Source organism: Mycobacterium simulans (assembly GCF_900232995.1).
Taxonomy (GTDB): domain Bacteria; phylum Actinomycetota; class Actinomycetes; order Mycobacteriales; family Mycobacteriaceae; genus Mycobacterium; species Mycobacterium simulans.
This window is the reverse complement of sequence record NZ_OCVX01000007.1, coordinates 248,992-265,358: the sequence shown is the minus strand read 5'-3', so window position 1 is coordinate 265,358 and position 16,367 is coordinate 248,992. Positions and strand designations below refer to the sequence as shown.

Annotated in this window: 11 protein-coding genes and 2 pseudogenes; 10 read left to right on the top strand and 3 right to left on the bottom strand. The window is 66.7% G+C overall.

The annotated features are described in order from the left end of the window. The first annotated feature begins 88 nt into the window (after positions 1-88). On the top strand, positions 89-1,063 hold the full coding sequence (locus tag MSIMFI_RS23385; RefSeq protein ID WP_396820572.1) for a COX15/CtaA family protein: 975 nt from the start codon (positions 89-91) through the stop codon (positions 1,061-1,063). Here MSIMFI_RS23385 and MSIMFI_RS23380 read toward each other — a convergent pair. Beyond that, positions 1,013-1,867, bottom strand: a complete 855-nt coding sequence (locus MSIMFI_RS23380) for a hypothetical protein (protein ID WP_191499361.1) — start codon at positions 1,865-1,867, stop codon at positions 1,013-1,015. The two genes, MSIMFI_RS23385 and MSIMFI_RS23380, sit on opposite strands and share 51 nt — an antisense overlap. A gap of 19 nt (positions 1,868-1,886) precedes the next feature. Here MSIMFI_RS23380 and MSIMFI_RS23375 point away from each other — a divergent pair, with 19 nt between their 5' ends. Next, on the top strand, positions 1,887-2,867 hold the full coding sequence (locus MSIMFI_RS23375) for a quinone oxidoreductase family protein (RefSeq protein ID WP_191499360.1): 981 nt from the start codon (positions 1,887-1,889) through the stop codon (positions 2,865-2,867). A 471-nt stretch (positions 2,868-3,338) separates the two neighbouring features. Here the strand turns inward: MSIMFI_RS23375 and MSIMFI_RS23370 are convergent, their stop codons facing one another. Continuing rightward, on the bottom strand, positions 3,339-4,268 hold the full coding sequence (locus tag MSIMFI_RS23370) for a heme o synthase (protein ID WP_191499359.1): 930 nt from the start codon (positions 4,266-4,268) through the stop codon (positions 3,339-3,341). 275 nt (positions 4,269-4,543) lie between these two features. On the opposite strand from MSIMFI_RS23370, the gene tkt reads away from it, so the two are divergent. From tkt to MSIMFI_RS23340, 6 genes are all read left to right on the top strand, one after another. Then, positions 4,544-6,634, top strand: coding sequence for a transketolase (tkt, locus tag MSIMFI_RS23365; protein ID WP_191499358.1), 2,091 nt, complete (start codon positions 4,544-4,546; stop codon positions 6,632-6,634). Between the two features lie 17 nt (positions 6,635-6,651). Next, positions 6,652-7,770: a transaldolase gene (gene tal, locus MSIMFI_RS23360; RefSeq protein ID WP_191499357.1), complete on the top strand. Its 1,119-nt coding sequence runs from the start codon at positions 6,652-6,654 to the stop codon at positions 7,768-7,770. Positions 7,771-7,840: 70 nt separating this feature from the next. After that, positions 7,841-9,397: a glucose-6-phosphate dehydrogenase gene (zwf, locus tag MSIMFI_RS23355; protein ID WP_191499356.1), complete on the top strand. Its 1,557-nt coding sequence runs from the start codon at positions 7,841-7,843 to the stop codon at positions 9,395-9,397. A gap of 58 nt (positions 9,398-9,455) precedes the next feature. Continuing rightward, entirely contained in the window at positions 9,456-10,367 is a 912-nt protein-coding gene (opcA, locus tag MSIMFI_RS23350; RefSeq protein ID WP_191499355.1) for a glucose-6-phosphate dehydrogenase assembly protein OpcA, read from the top strand. Next, positions 10,364-11,107, top strand: a complete 744-nt coding sequence (pgl, locus tag MSIMFI_RS23345) for a 6-phosphogluconolactonase (protein ID WP_191499354.1) — start codon at positions 10,364-10,366, stop codon at positions 11,105-11,107. Before opcA ends, pgl begins: the two co-directional genes overlap by 4 nt. Before the next feature lie 16 nt (positions 11,108-11,123). Next, complete coding sequence (locus MSIMFI_RS23340; RefSeq protein ID WP_186242816.1) at positions 11,124-11,522, top strand: ATPase; 399 nt, start codon at positions 11,124-11,126, stop codon at positions 11,520-11,522. A 26-nt stretch (positions 11,523-11,548) separates the two neighbouring features. Here MSIMFI_RS23340 and MSIMFI_RS23335 read toward each other — a convergent pair whose 3' ends face one another. Beyond that, a complete protein-coding gene (locus MSIMFI_RS23335; RefSeq protein WP_191499353.1) occupies positions 11,549-13,852 on the bottom strand; it encodes a molybdopterin guanine dinucleotide-containing S/N-oxide reductase in 2,304 nt (767 codons plus the stop codon). A 271-nt stretch (positions 13,853-14,123) separates the two neighbouring features. Here MSIMFI_RS23335 and MSIMFI_RS29825 point away from each other — a divergent pair. Together MSIMFI_RS29825 and MSIMFI_RS29820 are read left to right on the top strand one after the other, a co-directional pair. Next, positions 14,124-14,678: pseudogene (locus tag MSIMFI_RS29825) on the top strand (PE family protein); the annotation flags it as partial. A gap of 597 nt (positions 14,679-15,275) precedes the next feature. After that, a pseudogene (locus tag MSIMFI_RS29820) lies at positions 15,276-15,368 on the top strand (PE family protein); the annotation flags it as partial. Positions 15,369-16,367: the final 999 nt, after the last annotated feature.

The following is a 16,367-nucleotide window of genomic DNA, read 5'->3' as shown; positions in this document are numbered from 1 at the left end:
CACACCACGCACGCGACACACCGACACCGGTGTGCGTAGTTTCAGTTTGGGCGCAGGGGCAGGTCCCTACTACAGGGTGTAGTTTTTCGTGCCTTACGATCGGGCAGTGGCCGTCGGACGAGGGTTGTTGCGGTTGGTGGACCTGCTCCCCGACCCCAGCCTGCGCGTCCAGCGCGTTATTGCCGCGGCCGTAATCCTCACCCAGGGCGGAATCGCGGTCACCGGTGCGATTGTCCGCGTCACGGCGTCGGGTCTGGGTTGCCCGACCTGGCCGCAGTGCTTTCCGGGCAGCTTTACCCCGGTCGCGGTCGCCGAGGTGCCGCGGATTCATCAGGCCGTCGAGTTCGGCAATCGCATGATCACCTTCGCGGTAGTCATCACCGCGGCGCTCGCGGTGCTCGCCGTCACCCGGGCGCGCCGGCGTGCCGAGGTGCTGGTCTATGCGTGGCTGATGCCGGCCTCCACCGTCGTGCAGGCGGTGATCGGTGGCATCACCGTGCGCACCGGGTTGCTGTGGTGGACGGTCGCCATCCACCTCCTGGCATCGATGACGATGGTGTGGCTATCGGTGTTGCTCTACGTCAAGGTCGGTGAGCGAGACGACGCAGTTGTCCAGGAGCGGGTAGCCAGGCCCCTGCGCGCGCTCACGGCCTTGAGCGCGCTGAACCTGGCCGCGGTGCTGGTCACGGGCACGCTGGTGACCGCAGCCGGCCCGCATGCCGGCGACCGAAGCCCGACGCGAACGGTGCCGCGGCTGAAAGTCGAAATCACCACCCTGGTGCACATGCATTCCTCGCTGCTGGTCTCCTACCTCGCACTGCTGGTCGGGCTCGGGTTTGGGCTGCTGGCGGTGCACGCCGCCCGAGCGATCATGCTGCGGCTCACGGTGTTGCTGGCACTGGTTTTCGCGCAGGCCGCCGTCGGCACCACCCAGTACTTCACCGGCGTGCCCGCGGCCCTGGTGGCCGTGCACGTGGCCGGTGCCGCTGCATGCACGGCGGCTACCGCGGCGTTATGGGCGTCGATGCGAGAACGGGCCGAGCCCGAGCCGCTCCAAAGCTGACTCCACGCACAACGCGAACTCTCGCTGGGCCAAATCGCGGGTATCCGCATCCAAGCGCCGCCAGCCCAGCAACGGGTCCACCAACTGCAGTTCGAGCAACCTGTCGCCGACCAGGTGGACTCGCGCGTAGAGCAACTCACCCACCTCGACGCCCACCCGGGCCGCCGCGGCGGCCAGCGCCGCGGCCCCAATATCCCAGAGTTCAAAGTCGGGATCACCCTGACGCAGCGCATTCTCCTGCGTGACGAACGCATGCGACGGCTTCCCCCCAAGGAAGACCAGCACTGCCTCGGGGGCAAATCCGCCGGGCTGCACCAATGCGCTCCGGCCGGCGGCGTGCAGATCGGCGACGTACTCCGCCGCCATGGACCGGTCACTAAAGCGCCGAGTCCCGGTGCCGACAGAGGGGCTGACAAAGATGCGGCCGTCGCGTGGCAGCCGAACCGGCCCGCCCGGCGAGGAGCGGTCCCAAGGCAGCGTCGGCACCCCCCGATCGACCAGGTCGCCCAAGTAGCTCCGGTCAGCATTCCAGGCGACGACCGCGGGCGCGTTCAGCAGGTTCCGCACGCTGGCGGTCCAAGCCAGGAACTCGTCGAGTCGCTTGGCATAGTCGCGAGCGCCACGCAATACGACGAGATGCGCTCGGGTGATTTCCGGGTCGTCCCAGGACATCCAACGCGCATGCAACCCCCGCCTGCGCAGCGCGGCAACCAGCCCGGCGTCGTCGGCGTCACCGGCAACTTGCTGCGGACAACCTGCCAACGCAACGCGTGGATGGAAGACGTCCGGCCGGGCGAGCTTCATGGTCGGGCATGATAGCCACGTGCACGCAATCGAAGTCAGCGAAACCGGCGGCCCAGATGTCCTGCGTTATGTCGAAAGGCCGCAACCCGAACCCGGCCCTGGCGGGCTGCTGATCAAGACCGAGGCCATCGGAGTCAACTTCATCGACACCTACTTCCGCACGGGGCAGTACCCACGCCCGCTGCCGTTCGTCATCGGCTCCGAGGTCTGCGGCACGGTAGCTGACATTGGCGAGGGGGCCGAAAGCGGATTCAACGTGGGCGATCGGGTGGTCAGTGCCTCAGCGAACGGCGGATACGCCGAGTACGCCACTGCGCCAGCAATTTTGACGGCGAAAGTGCCGGACCACGTCAGCTCCGAGGTAGCGGCCTCGGTACTGCTGAAAGGGCTAACCGCGCACTATCTGCTGAAGTCGGTGTATCCGGTGCAAAGCGGCGACACCGTGCTGGTGCACGCCGGCGCCGGTGGTGTCGGGCTGATTCTGACGCAATGGGCCGCTCACCTCGGCGTGCGGGTGCTCACCACCGTCTCGACGGACGAAAAGGCGCGGCTGTCCAAGGAGGCCGGCGCCGACGAAGTGCTCCCCTACCCTGAGGACGCCGCCCAGTTCGGCGGCAAGATCCGTGAGCTAACCGGAGGCGTCGGGGTGCAAGCAGTGTACGACGGAGTGGGCGCGACCACGTTCGACGCCAGCCTGGCCAGCCTGGCAGTACGCGGCACACTGGCCCTATTCGGCGCCGCTAGCGGACCCGTCCCACCGGTCGATCCGCAGCTCCTCAACGCCGCCGGCTCGGTGTATCTCACCCGGCCCTCGCTGTTCCACTTCATCCGTACTGGCGATGAGTTCAGCTGGCGCGCTACCGAACTGTTCGACGTCATTGGCAGCGGGGCCGTCAATATCGAAGTCGGCGGTCGCTATCCGCTGGCCGACGCGGCCCAGGCGCATAAGGATCTGCAAGGCCGAAAAACGGCCGGATCAATCGTTCTCATCCCCGCTTGAATTCGGAGCAGCCGTTAAGGGACAGCGGAGCCGCCGTTCGGGTGACACAAATTCTGCCCGATAAACGGGAGGGTAGGAGCGGCCAAACTGGCGTCTGGAATCCATCGAAGAAAGCGAGAGTGCCGTGGCCGTTTGTCGGTCAGCGGGGCCTGCGCCATCCGGACGACGACAATTTCGGCGCGCGGGATTTCTCAACGAGTGCTGCCGGTGCGAGACGATATCGCCGCCCGTTGGCCATGCCGAATTCCTGCCTGAGACCGAACCTCAACCCGTCGCCCGCAGCCGATTCCGACCGCGGCTCATACGAAGGCGCTCCGACGGTGGTACAGGCCGTGGTCCTCGGTGCTGAGCAGTTCCATGTGGCTCACGTCGGCCGTGTGGGTGAGCCCATCGCCCGCCTGCGGACCTCCGCAACCGTCGAAGCCTGCAGACAGAAGAGCTCCAACTGCGACCATGACAACCCGCGTGCCGTCACCCAAGCAACGTCGGCAGCGCCATCGCCGAGTCGATGGCCAACGCGCAGAAAACCAGCGCCAAGTAGTTGTTTGACTGCAGGAACAGCCGCAGCGGCTTGACGGGCTCGCCAGCGCGGACCCCGGCGTACAGCTGATGCGCCATAGCCAGGAACCACACCCCGGCCACTAGCGCCACCGCTGCGTACAGCCACCCTGTCGCCAGCGCGAGCGCCAGCGTCGCCACCACGGTAAGCCAGGTGTAGATCAGGATCTGCTTGGTGACCTGGCGCTCGGTCGCCACGGCGGGCAGCATCGGCACGCCGGCTACCTTGTAATCCTCCTTGTACCGCATCGCCAGAGCCCAGGTGTGCGGCGGTGTCCAGAAGAAGATGATCGCGAACATGACCAGCGCCGGCCAAGAGATGGTGCCGGTAATGGCCGACCAACCGATCATCACCGGCATGCAGCCCGCCGCGCCGCCCCATACGACGTTTTGCGACGTCCGACGCTTGAGCAGCAGCGTGTAGACGAACACATAGAACGCGATGGTCGCCACCGCCAGCAGTCCCGATAACAGGTTGGTGGTCCACCACAGCCAGAAGAACGAGCCGGCACTGAGCAGCAGCCCGAGGACCAGGGCATTTCTGGTCGGAACGGCGGCACGGGCCAGCGGCCGTCGCGCAGTGCGCTTCATCACCTTGTCGATATCTGCGTCGGCCACACAGTTGAGTGTGTTGGCCCCGCCGGCGGCCATCATCCCGCCGACCAGGGTGTTGAGGATCAGCAGCGGCTGAACGGTACCGCGGTGAGCGAGCAGCATGGCAGGTATCGCGGTGACCAACAGCAGCTCGATGACCCGCGGCTTGGTCAGCGCAAGGTAAGCCAGGAGCCTACCGGTTACCCGTCCTGTTACTCGCCTCGGCGCGACGAGCCCGCGAACGCTCACGCAATAACTCCTCGGGGATCGCAGCCGCGCGCAGCTTCTACTACGCACGATGGTAGACCGCGTGACCCGGGCCGCGGCGCCGCAGGGTCGATTCACAATGATTTTTGCGGCATATCGGCACCGAATGCAAAGCGCGAGTAGCCCGCAGGTTACGTTTCACAGGGCTCCCATGGGTACCCCCAAATCTGGACCTGCGGCCGCTCGCAATCCCGCACTAGGGTGGGATTGATCAGTTTGATGACCCCGGACTGAGGACTGACCTGAGGACTGAATTTGTGACCACACTCGAAGAGATCTCCGCCCTTACCCAACCGCGCCATCCCGACGACTGGACCGAGATCGATTCGGCGGCGGTCGACACTGTCCGGGTGCTGGCCGCCGATGCCGTCCAGAAGGTCGGCAACGGTCACCCCGGAACGGCGATGAGCCTGGCCCCGCTGGCGTACACGCTGTTCCAGCGGACGATGCGCCACGATCCCAGCGACACCCACTGGCTGGGACGCGACCGGTTCGTGCTGTCCGCCGGGCATAGCAGCCTGACCCTTTACCTGCAGCTCTACCTCGGCGGGTTCGGCCTAGAACTGTCCGACATCGAGTCGCTGCGCACCTGGGGCTCCAAGACCCCCGGACACCCGGAGTTCAGGCACACCAAGGGCGTTGAGATCACGACCGGGCCTCTGGGCCAGGGCCTGGCGTCAGCGGTCGGGATGGCGATGGCATCACGCTACGAACGCGGCCTGTTCGACCCCGATGCCGAAGCGGGGACCAGCCCCTTCGACCACTACATCTACGTCATCGCCTCTGACGGGGACATCGAGGAAGGGGTGACTTCGGAAGCGTCGTCGCTGGCCGCGGTGCAGCAGCTGGGCAACCTCATCGTGTTCTACGACCACAACCAGATCTCGATCGAGGACGACACCGACATCGCGCTGTGTGAGGACACCGCCGCCCGATACCGTGCCTACGGCTGGCACGTGCAAGAGGTGGAGGGCGGCGAAAACGTCGTCGGCATCGAGGAGGCCATTGCCAACGCGAAGGCCGCTACCGATCGGCCATCGTTTATCTCGCTGCGCACCATCATCGGCTATCCGGCGCCAAACCTGATGAACACTGGCAAGGCGCACGGCGCGGCGCTGGGTGACGAGGAAGTCGCAGCCGTGAAGAAGATCCTCGGATTCGATCCCGAGAACACGTTCGAGGTCCGCGAGGATGTCATCACCCACACGCGGGGGCTGGTGGCCAGAGGCAAAGAGGCCCACGAACGCTGGCAGCTCGACTTCGAAGCGTGGGCGCAGCGCGAACCCGAGCGCAAGCAGCTGCTGGACCGGTTGCTCGCGCAGAAGTTGCCCGACGGCTGGGACGCCGACTTACCCCATTGGGAACCCGGGTCGAAGGCGCTGGCCACCCGCGCGGCTTCCGGTGCGGTGCTAGCCGCCGTCGGGCCGAAACTGCCGGAGTTGTGGGGTGGTTCAGCCGACCTGGCGGGCAGCAACAACACCACCATCAAGGGCGTCGATTCCTTTGGGCCCCCGTCGATTTCGACCAAGGATTACACAGCGCACTGGTATGGCCGCACGCTGCATTTCGGTGTTCGCGAACACGCGATGGGCGCCATCCTGTCCGGCATCGTGCTGCACGGCCCCACCCGGGCTTACGGTGGCACGTTCCTGCAGTTCTCGGACTACATGCGTCCGGCGGTGCGGCTGGCGTCGCTGATGAATATCGACACCATCTACGTGTGGACGCACGACTCGATCGGGCTCGGCGAAGACGGCCCCACCCATCAGCCGATCGAGCACCTTTCGGCGCTGCGCGCGATCCCAAACTTGTCGGTGGTCCGCCCGGCCGACGCCAACGAGACGGCCTACGCCTGGCGCACGATCCTGGCTCGCGACAACGGCAGCGGTCCGGTCGGCCTGATATTGACGCGGCAGGGCGTTCCGGTGCTGGAGGGCACTAACGCCGAGGGAGTTGCCCGTGGTGGCTATGTGCTGGGTGATCCCGGCGATGAGGAGCCCGATGTCGTTCTGATCGCCACCGGCTCCGAGGTGCAACTCGCGGTCGAGGCGCAAAAGTTGTTGGCGGACAAGGACATCCTCGCGCGGGTGGTATCGATGCCATGCGTGGAGTGGTTCGAGTCGCAGCCGTACGACTACCGCGACGCCGTGCTCCCTCCGTCGGTATCGGCCCGGGTGGCCGTCGAGGCCGGCGTCGCGCAATCCTGGCACAAGCTGGTCGGCGATACCGGGAAGATCGTATCGATCGAGCACTACGGTGAGTCCGCCGATTACAAGACTTTGTTCCGCGAGTACGGCTTCACACCAGAAGCCGTCGCCGCCGCCGCGGAAGAAGCACTCGATAACTGAGAAAAGGTGATTGAAAGATGACCCAGAACCCAAACCTTGCCGCGTTGAGCGCCGCAGGGGTATCGGTATGGCTGGACGACTTATCGCGCGACCGGCTGCGGTCAGGCAACCTGCAGGAGCTGATCGACACCAAGAGCGTCGTCGGCGTCACCACAAACCCGTCGATCTTCCAGAAGGCGCTGTCGGAGGGCCATGCCTACGATGCCCAGGTTGCCGAACTCGCCGAGCGTGGTGCCGACGTAGATGCCACCGTCCGTACTGTCACCACCGACGACGTGCGCAACGCGTGCGACGTGCTGGCGCGTCAGTGGGAAGCTTCCGACGGCGTCGACGGCCGGGTGTCTATCGAGGTCGACCCGCGACTGGCGCACGAAACCGACAGGACCATCCAGCAGGCGATCGAGCTGTGGAAGATCGTCGACCGCCCCAACCTGTTCATTAAGATCCCGGCCACCAAGGCCGGCCTGCCGGCGATCACCGCCGTTCTGGCGGAAGGGATTTCGGTCAACGTCACGCTAATCTTCTCAGTTGAACGGCATCGCGCGGTGATGGATGCGTACCTGGCCGGTTTGGAGAAGGCCCGCGAAGCGGGCCACGATCTGTCCAAGATCCATTCGGTGGCGTCGTTTTTCGTCTCCAGAGTGGACACCGAGATCGACAAGCGGCTGGAAAAGATCGGCTCGGCCGACGCGCTTGCATTGCGTGGCCAGGCCGGTGTCGCCAACGCCCGACTGGCCTACGCCGCCTACCAGGAGGCCTTCGACAGCGGCGATCGCTACCGGGCGCTCCAGGCCGACGGAGCCCGGGTCCAGCGCCCCTTGTGGGCGTCGACCGGCGTCAAGAATCCCGACTACTCCGACACCCTGTATGTCACCGAGTTGGTCGCCCCGAACACCGTGAACACGATGCCGGAGAAGACGATTGACGCCGTCGCCGACCACGGTGTGATCAGCGGCGGCACCGTCATCGGCAAGGCTTCGGAGGCCCAACAGGTGTTCGACAAGCTCGAGGCGGTCGGCATCGACATCCCGGATGTTTTTGTCGTGCTCGAGAACGAGGGCGTGGAGAAATTTGAGGCGTCCTGGAACGAGCTGCTCAAGGAGACCCAGGTGCAGCTCGACTCCGCCGCCAAATGAGCCGCGCCGGCGACGATATACATGGCGATGTGGGGGTACCTCCCGCTTGCGGGAGAGAGGAGCGGCGCAAATGAGCCCCGCAGCTGCCCGCAGCGCTAGCGCCGGCCAGTGGCACAACCCATTGCGGGACAAGCTGGACAAGCGGCTACCCAGAATCGCCGGCTCGTGCGGCATGGTGATTTTCGGTGTCACCGGAGACTTGGCCCGCAAAAAGGTAATGCCGGCTATTTATGACCTGGCCAACCGCGGCCTGCTGCCGCCGACCTTTGCCCTGGTGGGATTCGCCCGCCGGGACTGGGACACCCAGGACTTCGGCAAGGTGGTCTACCAGGCCGTCAAAGAGCACTGCCGGACACCGTTTCGGCAGGAAAACTGGGATCGGCTGGCCGAGGGATTTCGTTTCGTGCCAGGCTCTTTCGACGACGACGAGGCTTTCGCCCGGCTTGCCGAGACGCTGGAAAAGCTTGACGCCGAACGCGGCACCGGCGGCAACCACGCCTTCTACCTGGCGATCCCGCCCAAATCGTTTCCGGTGGTTTGCGAACAGCTGCACAAATCCGGACTGGCCCGCCCGCGAGAGGACCGGTGGGCTCGAGTCGTGATAGAGAAGCCGTTCGGCCATGATCTGGACAGCGCACGGGCGCTGAACAAGGCGGTCAATACGGTCTTCCCGGAGGAATCGGTCTTTCGCATCGACCACTACCTGGGCAAAGAGACTGTGCAAAATATCCTCGCGCTGCGCTTCGCCAATCAGCTGTTCGACCCGATCTGGAACGCACACTATGTCGACCACGTGCAGATCACCATGGCCGAAGACATCGGACTCGGCGGACGAGCCGGCTACTACGACGGCATCGGTGCAGCCCGCGACGTCATCCAGAACCACCTGATGCAGCTGCTGGCGCTGACCGCGATGGAAGAGCCGGTCAGCTTCAATCCGTTTGCATTGCAGACCGAGAAGATCAAGGTGCTCTCGGCGACGCAACTCGCCGAGCCGCTTGACGAGACCACCAGTCGCGGCCAATACACCGCGGGGTGGCAGGGCGGGGAGAAAGTCGTCGGACTGCTCGACGAGGAGGGATTCGCCAAGGACTCCACCACCGAAACGTTCGCGGCCATCACGCTGGAGGTTGATACCCGCAGGTGGGCCGGTGTGCCGTTCTATCTCCGAACGGGAAAACGATTGGGCCGCAGAGTGACCGAGATTGCGTTGGTATTCAAGCGTGCACCGCATCTGCCCTTCGACGCCACCATGACCGATGAGCTGGGCACCAATGCCATGGTCATCCGGGTACAACCCGACGAAGGGATCACGTTGCGGTTCGGGTCAAAGGTGCCCGGCAGCGCGATGGAAGTCCGTGATGTCAACATGGACTTCTCCTACGGCTCGGCGTTCGCCGAGGATTCGCCAGAGGCCTACGAACGGCTGATTCTCGACGTCCTACTCGGCGAGCCGTCCCTGTTTCCGGTCAACGCGGAGGTCGAATTGGCGTGGGAAATACTCGATCCCGTCCTGGACAACTGGGCGGCAAGCGGCAAGCCCGACCCCTATGAGGCGGGCACCTGGGGGCCGGAGTCGGCGTTCGACATGCTGCGCCGCACCGGCCGGGAATGGCGGCGGCCATGATCCGCGCCGGCGACGATAGCTCGCGTAGCGACAAAATCGGCGAGGAGGAGCGGCACAAATGATCGTCGATTTGCCCGACACCACCACCACGGCGGTCAACAAGAAGCTCGACGAGCTGCGGGAAAAAATCGGCGCCGTCACCATGGGGCGGGTGCTAACACTGATCATCGCGCCGGACAGCGACGCCGTGCTCGAAGAATCCATCGAAGCGGCCAATGGTGCCAGCCACGAACATCCCAGCCGGATCATCGTCACGATGAGGGGCAATCCGTACGCCGACGAACCACGGCTGGACGCGCAGTTGCGCGTTGGCGCCGACGCGGGCGCCGGGGAGGTTGTGGTGCTGCGGCTGTCCGGGCAGCTCGCCGGTCACGCCGACAGCGTGGTCATCCCCTTCCTACTTCCCGACATCCCGGTGGTGGCGTGGTGGCCCGACATCGCCCCCGCCGTTCCGGCCCAAGATCCGTTGGGCAAGTTGGCGATTCGGCGCATCACCGACGCCACCAACGGTGTCGACCCGCTGTCGGCCATCAAGAGCCGACTTCCCGGATACACCGCGGGAGACACTGACCTGGCCTGGGCCCGCATCACCTACTGGCGTGCCCTGCTGACCTCGGCCATCGACCAGCCGCCGCACGAGCCAATCGACTCGGCACTGATCTCGGGCCTGGAGACCGAGCCGGCGCTCGACATCCTGGCCGGCTGGCTCGCCAGTCGCATCGACGGTCCGGTGCGGCGCGCGGTTGGCGACCTGAAGGTCGAGCTGGTGCGCAAGAGCGAGACGATAGCGCTACGCCGACCCCAGGAGGGGGTGACTGCCACCTTGAGCCGTACCGCTAAGCCAGATGCCCTGGTTCCGTTGGCGCGCAGGGTAACTGGGGAGTGCTTGGCCGAAGACCTGCGCCGACTGGACCCCGACGAGATCTATTACGCCGCGCTCGAAGGCATCAAGAAGGTTCAGTACGTGTGAGTACCGACATCGAGATCTTTCCGGACAGCGGGGCCCTTGTTGTGGCGGCCGGCAAACGCCTGGTCGACACCATCCAGTCCGCCGTCGAGGCCCGAGGGGAGGCGCTGATTGTGCTGACCGGCGGTGGCAACGGCTGCGCACTGCTGCGATACCTCGGCACCCAGGGGGCCCAGGTCGACTGGTCTAAGGTCCATTTATTCTGGGGCGACGAGCGCTACGTTCCCGAAGACGACGACGAGCGCAACGACAAACAGGCGCGCGAGGCATTGCTGGATCATGTCGATATCCCGGCGAGCCAGGTGCACCCCATGGCAGCCAGCGACGGGGATTTCGGCACCGATCTGGATGCCGCGGCATTGGCGTACGAGCAGGTCCTGGCCGCAAACGCCGTATCCGGTGGCCGGGTGCCGAATTTTGATGTCCACTTGCTGGGAATGGGACCCGAGGGCCATATCAACTCGCTGTTTCCGGATACCCCCGCGGTGCGTGAAACCGTCCGTATGGTGGTCTCGGTCGACGACTCCCCGAAACCGCCGCCGCAACGAATCACCTTGACACTGCCTGCGATTCAGCGTTCCCGCGAGGTCTGGCTGATGGTGTCCGGAGCAGGCAAAGCCGCCGCGGTCGCCGACGCCATCGGCGGCGCCGATCCCGTTTCCGTGCCGGCCGCCGGCGCCATCGGGCGCGAGACCACGCTCTGGCTACTGGACGAGGACGCGGCAGCCAGGCTTCCTCGCTAATCCGGTCCGAGTCATAATGGCCGTCATGGCAGACAAGACGGTGCGCACCACACCCGTGCGAAGCCGGATGAAGACGCTCACCCAGGCAGCGCTGAACGCCGACAGGACGGTGGAGCAGGTCGAAGACGTCCTCGACGGCCTGGGCAAAACCATGGTCGAACTCAATAACTCGCTAGCACAGTTGAACGGCACGGTGGAACGCTTGGAGGGGGGCCTGGATCATCTAGAGGGCACGCTGCACAGCCTTGATGATCTCGCCAAACGGCTCATCGTGCTTGTCGAGCCGGTGGAGGCGATCGTCGAGCGGATCGACTACATCGTGAGCCTCAGTGAGACGGTGATGACGCCGCTATCGGTCACCGAGCACGCGGTACGCGGTGTGCTGGACAGGCTCCGGAACCGGACCGCACACTAGTACTGCGCCCGGTACCAATGTCGGCGCTAAGCCAATGGCGGTGGCTCGTGGGCGCGCAGCGGCGGCAGTTCGCCGGTGAATTTCTCGACCTGAACCAAGACGTGCTGGCCCGTGCTGCCGTGCGCCAGCGACGACGTGCCGGAATCGTTGCTCAGCGCATTGGGATTGCCGTGCACACACATCGAGTCCGGATCCGACGGGTCGGCGGGGTCGAACCATGCCCCGGTGGACAGCTGCACCACTTGCGGTCGAAGACCGTCGTCGACGACAACGCCCGCCAGGCAGGCGCCGCGATCGTTGAACACTCGCACGATGTCGCCGTTAGTAAGCCCACGAGCGTCCGCGTCCTTGGGATGAATCCGGATCGGTTCTCGCCCATGGATTTTCGAATCCATGCTGGCGGCGCCGTGGTCGAGCTGGCTGTGTAGCCGAGTCCGAGGTTGGTTGGCGATAAGGTGCAGTGGGTACAACCCGGCCCGCGGACCACCGAGCCACTCTTTCGGTTCGTACCAGCTCGGATGCCCGCCGCAATCCGGCAACCCGAATCCATCGATGGTTTCGGAGAAAATCTCGATGCGCCCGCTGGGGGTGCCTAACGGAGAAGCGAGCGGGTCGGCCCGAAAGTCAGCGAACCACGTCAGTCCGGTTTTCGTCGGCAGCCGCAGTTGGCCGGCGCGCCAGAATTCGGCGAATGACGGCACCGCGAAATCCAGCTCCGCCGACCATTTTTCGTAGATGTTTGCCAGCCATTCGCGCACGGTGCGGCCCTCGGTGAACCGTTCGCCAAACCCCAGCCGGTGCGCCAGTGCGGAAAAGGTGTCGTAGTCGTCGCGGGCGTTCGCATACCGCGGCACCAGCGCCGGCATCGCGGTCAACATCGGGTCGTTCTTGCTGGCGGCGAAATCGTCGCGCTCGAAACTGGTGGTGGTGGGTACGACGATGTCGGCGTGTTTGGCCATCGCGGTCCAAAACTGTTCGTGCACAACGATTGTGTCGACCCGGGCAAGCGCCCGGCGCAGCCGGGGCAGGTTCTGGTGGTGGTGGAACGGGTTCCCACCAGCCCAGTAAACGACCTTGATGTCGGGCAGATCGAGCAGTCTGCCGTTGTAGGGCAGTTGCTCGCCGGGCCGGTCCAGCAACTCACTGATCGCCGCCACCGGGATGAATGTCGACACTGGGTTGTTGCCCTGCGGCAGTGCGGGCAGGCTACACGTCACCGGCGCATTGCCCACGCCGTTGGCGCTGTAACAGTGACCGAATCCCCCACCCGGAAGCCCGATCTGGCCCAGCATCGCCGCCAGGGTGGCACCCATCCACACCGTTTGTTCGCCGTGCTCGGCTCGCTGCAAGGACAGGCTGGTGGTGATCAGGGTGCGGCCGGCAGCCATCCGGCGGGCCAACACCCGCAGCTCGTCGGCGTCGAGTCCGGACAAGGCCGCGGCCCATTCCGGCGTCTTGGGGACCCCGTCGTCACGACCCAATAGGTAGCGCTCGAACCGGTCGTAGCCGGTGCAGTAGGTGTCGAGGAAGCCACGATCGGCCAGCGATTCGGTGGCCAGCACGTACGCAAGGCCCAGCATGATCGCCACATCGGTACCCGGCACCGGTGCAATCCATTGGCACCCGTCGCTGAGCGGGCCCGCGATCGCGGTGATGTCATCGCGCAGCGGGCTGACCGACACCAACCGGCCGCCGCGGGCCCGGTACCGGGTGATGTAGTCGCGGTCCTCATGCGTGGTGGCCCCGCCCGGCTTCATCGCCGCGTTCTTGAGCGGCAGTCCACCGAACGCCACCAATAGGTCGGTGCTCTCGACGATGACATCCCAGGTGGTACTGCCCGGCAGGGCGTCGAACAGGGACGAGCCGAAGATGTGCGGGAAGATCACTTCCGAGGCGCCGGCGCTGTAGCTGTGCCGGGAGGCGGTGTATCCGCCGAGCAGGTTCAAAAACCGGTGTATCTGGCTTTGCGCGTGGTGAAACCGCCCCGCGCTGGCCCAACCGTAGGAGCTGCCGTAAATCGCCTCGTTGCCGTAGTGGTCGACGACGCGGCGCAACTCGGCGGCCAGCCGGTCGATTAATTCGTCCCAGCTGACCTCAACGAACTCCTCGGCGCAGCGGGTCGAGCTGGGCCCTGGACCGTTCTGCAGCCAGCCGCGTCGCACGGCGGGGTTGGCGATGCGGCTGCGGTGTCTTACCGCGCCCGGGAGGTTCTGTAGCTGCGGGGACGGGTTGGTATCGCCAGGAAGCGGGGACACGGCCGCGATATCACCGTCGCGCACCTGCGCGGTGAATGCGCCCCAATGCGTTGTCGACGTAAAGATCTGCGTCATTGTCGCAGTCTAAGGATGCCAGTTGGTAGTCAGCTGAGCACCTCGGAAGGGTTTAGCTCCGAGACCAAACAACCCAAACAACCCAGCAACCAAGCAACCGAATGCGAGCAGCTGTCGGCACGCTGGCCTATGTAGCCACGCTAACCAGCGGTTTTTGGCCTGAAATCGCGCGACAGAAAACGAATTGAATACGAGCGAAAATCCGTGTTTTTCTTTGGACAACAGCAATTCGTTAAAGGGAAGAAGTTCCTAGGCAGTTTTCGATCCCGCAATGCATTCGAGGACGGGTCGTCATGAACCGTCGGGAGGGTTTCGCATGTCACTCTTGATCGCGGCGCCCGAGGCGCTGACGGCGGCGGCTACGCATGCGGCGGGCATCGGATCGGAGATCAGCGCGGCCAATGCGGCCACGGCGGGTCCGACCATCTCGGTGCTGACCGCCGGCGCCGATGAGGTGTCGCAAGCGATCGCCGCGCTGTTTTCTGGCTACGCCCGCGACTATCAGGCGCTCAGCGCCCAGATGGCCGGGTTTCATCAGCAGTTCGTACAGGCCTTAACCGCCAGCGCCAGCTCGTATGCGGCCGCCGAGGCCGCCAACGGCTCCGCGCTGCAGACTGTCGAGCAACAGCTACTCGCCGCGATCAACGCGCCCACCGGGATCCTGCTGGGGCGCCCGCTAGTCGGCAACGGCGCAGACGGGGCACCAGGCCAAAACGGCGGGGCCGGCGGCTTGCTATGGGGCAACGGCGGAAACGGCGGGGCCGGCGACGCCGTCCACCCCGACGGCGGCAACGGCGGCAGTGCCGGGCTCATCGGCAACGGCGGCGTCGGCGGCGCCGGCTATAGCCCGGCGGCCGGCACCGGCGCGGTCGGTGGCGCCGGCGGCGCCGGTGGACACGGCGGCTGGCTGTTCGGCTCCGGCGGCAACGGCGGCATTGGTGGCGCCGGAGCCAGCGGCGCCGATGGTAACCTCACCCCCTTCAACGGCGCCCCTGGTGGTCGCGGCGGTCACGGTGGTGCCGGTGGTACCGCCGGAATGTGGGGCACTGGCGGCGCGGGCGGGACCGGCGGGGCCGGCGGCGCCGGCGGCAACGGCGGCGCAGCCGGTGTCGGTGGCGACGGCGCACTCGGCGGCGACGGCGGCAACGGCGCAGCGGGTGGAGCCGGTGGCTGGCTCTTCGGCAACGGCGGCAACGGCGGCAACGGCGGTGCCGGCGTGACCACCGGCGGTAACGGCGGGGCCGGCGGCAACGGTGTGCTGATCGGCAACGGCGGCAACGCCGGCAGCGGCGGGACGGGCGCGGCCGCGGGCAAGACCGGCCTCGGTGGCATCAGCGGGCTGCTGTTGGGTGCCGACGGCTTCAACGCTCCGATGAGCACGAACCCGGTGCACATCCTGCAGCAAGATGTGCTCAGCATCGTCAATCAGCCCATCCAGGCACTGACCGGGCGCCCACTGATTGGCAACGGCGTCAACGGAACCCCAGGAACCGGCGCTGCCGGCGGGGACGGCGGCTGGCTGTTCGGCAACGGCGGCAACGGCGCGCATGGGGCGACCAACACCGCGACCGGCGGGGGCGGCGGGGAGGGCGGTGCCGGCGGCGCCGGCGGCGGCTTGTTCGGTAACGGCGGCGCCGGCGGGACGGGCGGCATCGCCACCGGAATCAACGGGGTGGCCGGAACCGGCGGTGCCGGCGGCAACGCGGTGCTGAACGGCGCCGGCGGCACCGGCGGCAGCGCCGGACAGTCGATAAACACCGGCGCGAAAGGCGGGGCTGGCGGGCACGGCGGCAACGCTGGCTTCTTCATCGGCGCCGCCGGGACGGGCGGGCACGGCGCGGGTCCGGGCGCCGCCGGCGTGGGCGGTACCGGCGGTACAGGCGGATTGTTCGCCAACGGCGGAGTCGGCGGAGCCGGCGGGGCCGGAGCCGCGGGCGGGGCCGGCGGTAACGGGCTGGTGTTCGGCGATGGTGGCACCGGCGGCGCTGGCGGAAACGCCGCCAACGGCGGCGTCGGCGGGACCGGCGGGCTGTTCGGAGCCGGCGGCACGGGCGGCAGTGGCGGCTCGGGCGGCGAGACCGGCGGGACCGGCGGCGCCGGAGGCAACGCCGGCGCACTGTCCTTCGGCGCCGGCGGCGCTGGCGGCTCCGGAGGGGCCGGCATCCTGACCGGCGGGGCCGGCGGGGCCGGCGGCAACGCCAGCCTGCTGTTCGGCTCGGGCGGCGCGGGCGGCACCGGCGGACACGGCGGCGCCGGCGGTAGCGGCACCCAACAGGGCGGCGCCGGAGGCGCCGGCGGCAACGCCGGTCTCCTCGCTGGCTCGGGCGGCGCCGGCGGGGCCGGCGGGGCCGGCGCCCAACCCCACGGCCAACGCACCGGCGGGGCCGGGGGGGGCGGCGGGGAAACCCGGGGGACCCGGCGCGGGGGGGGCGGCGGGGGCGGCGGGGGGGGGGGCCCCCACCCCCCGCGAAAGGGGGGCCGGGGGGACACGCGGGCGGGGCGGGGGCGGCGGGGG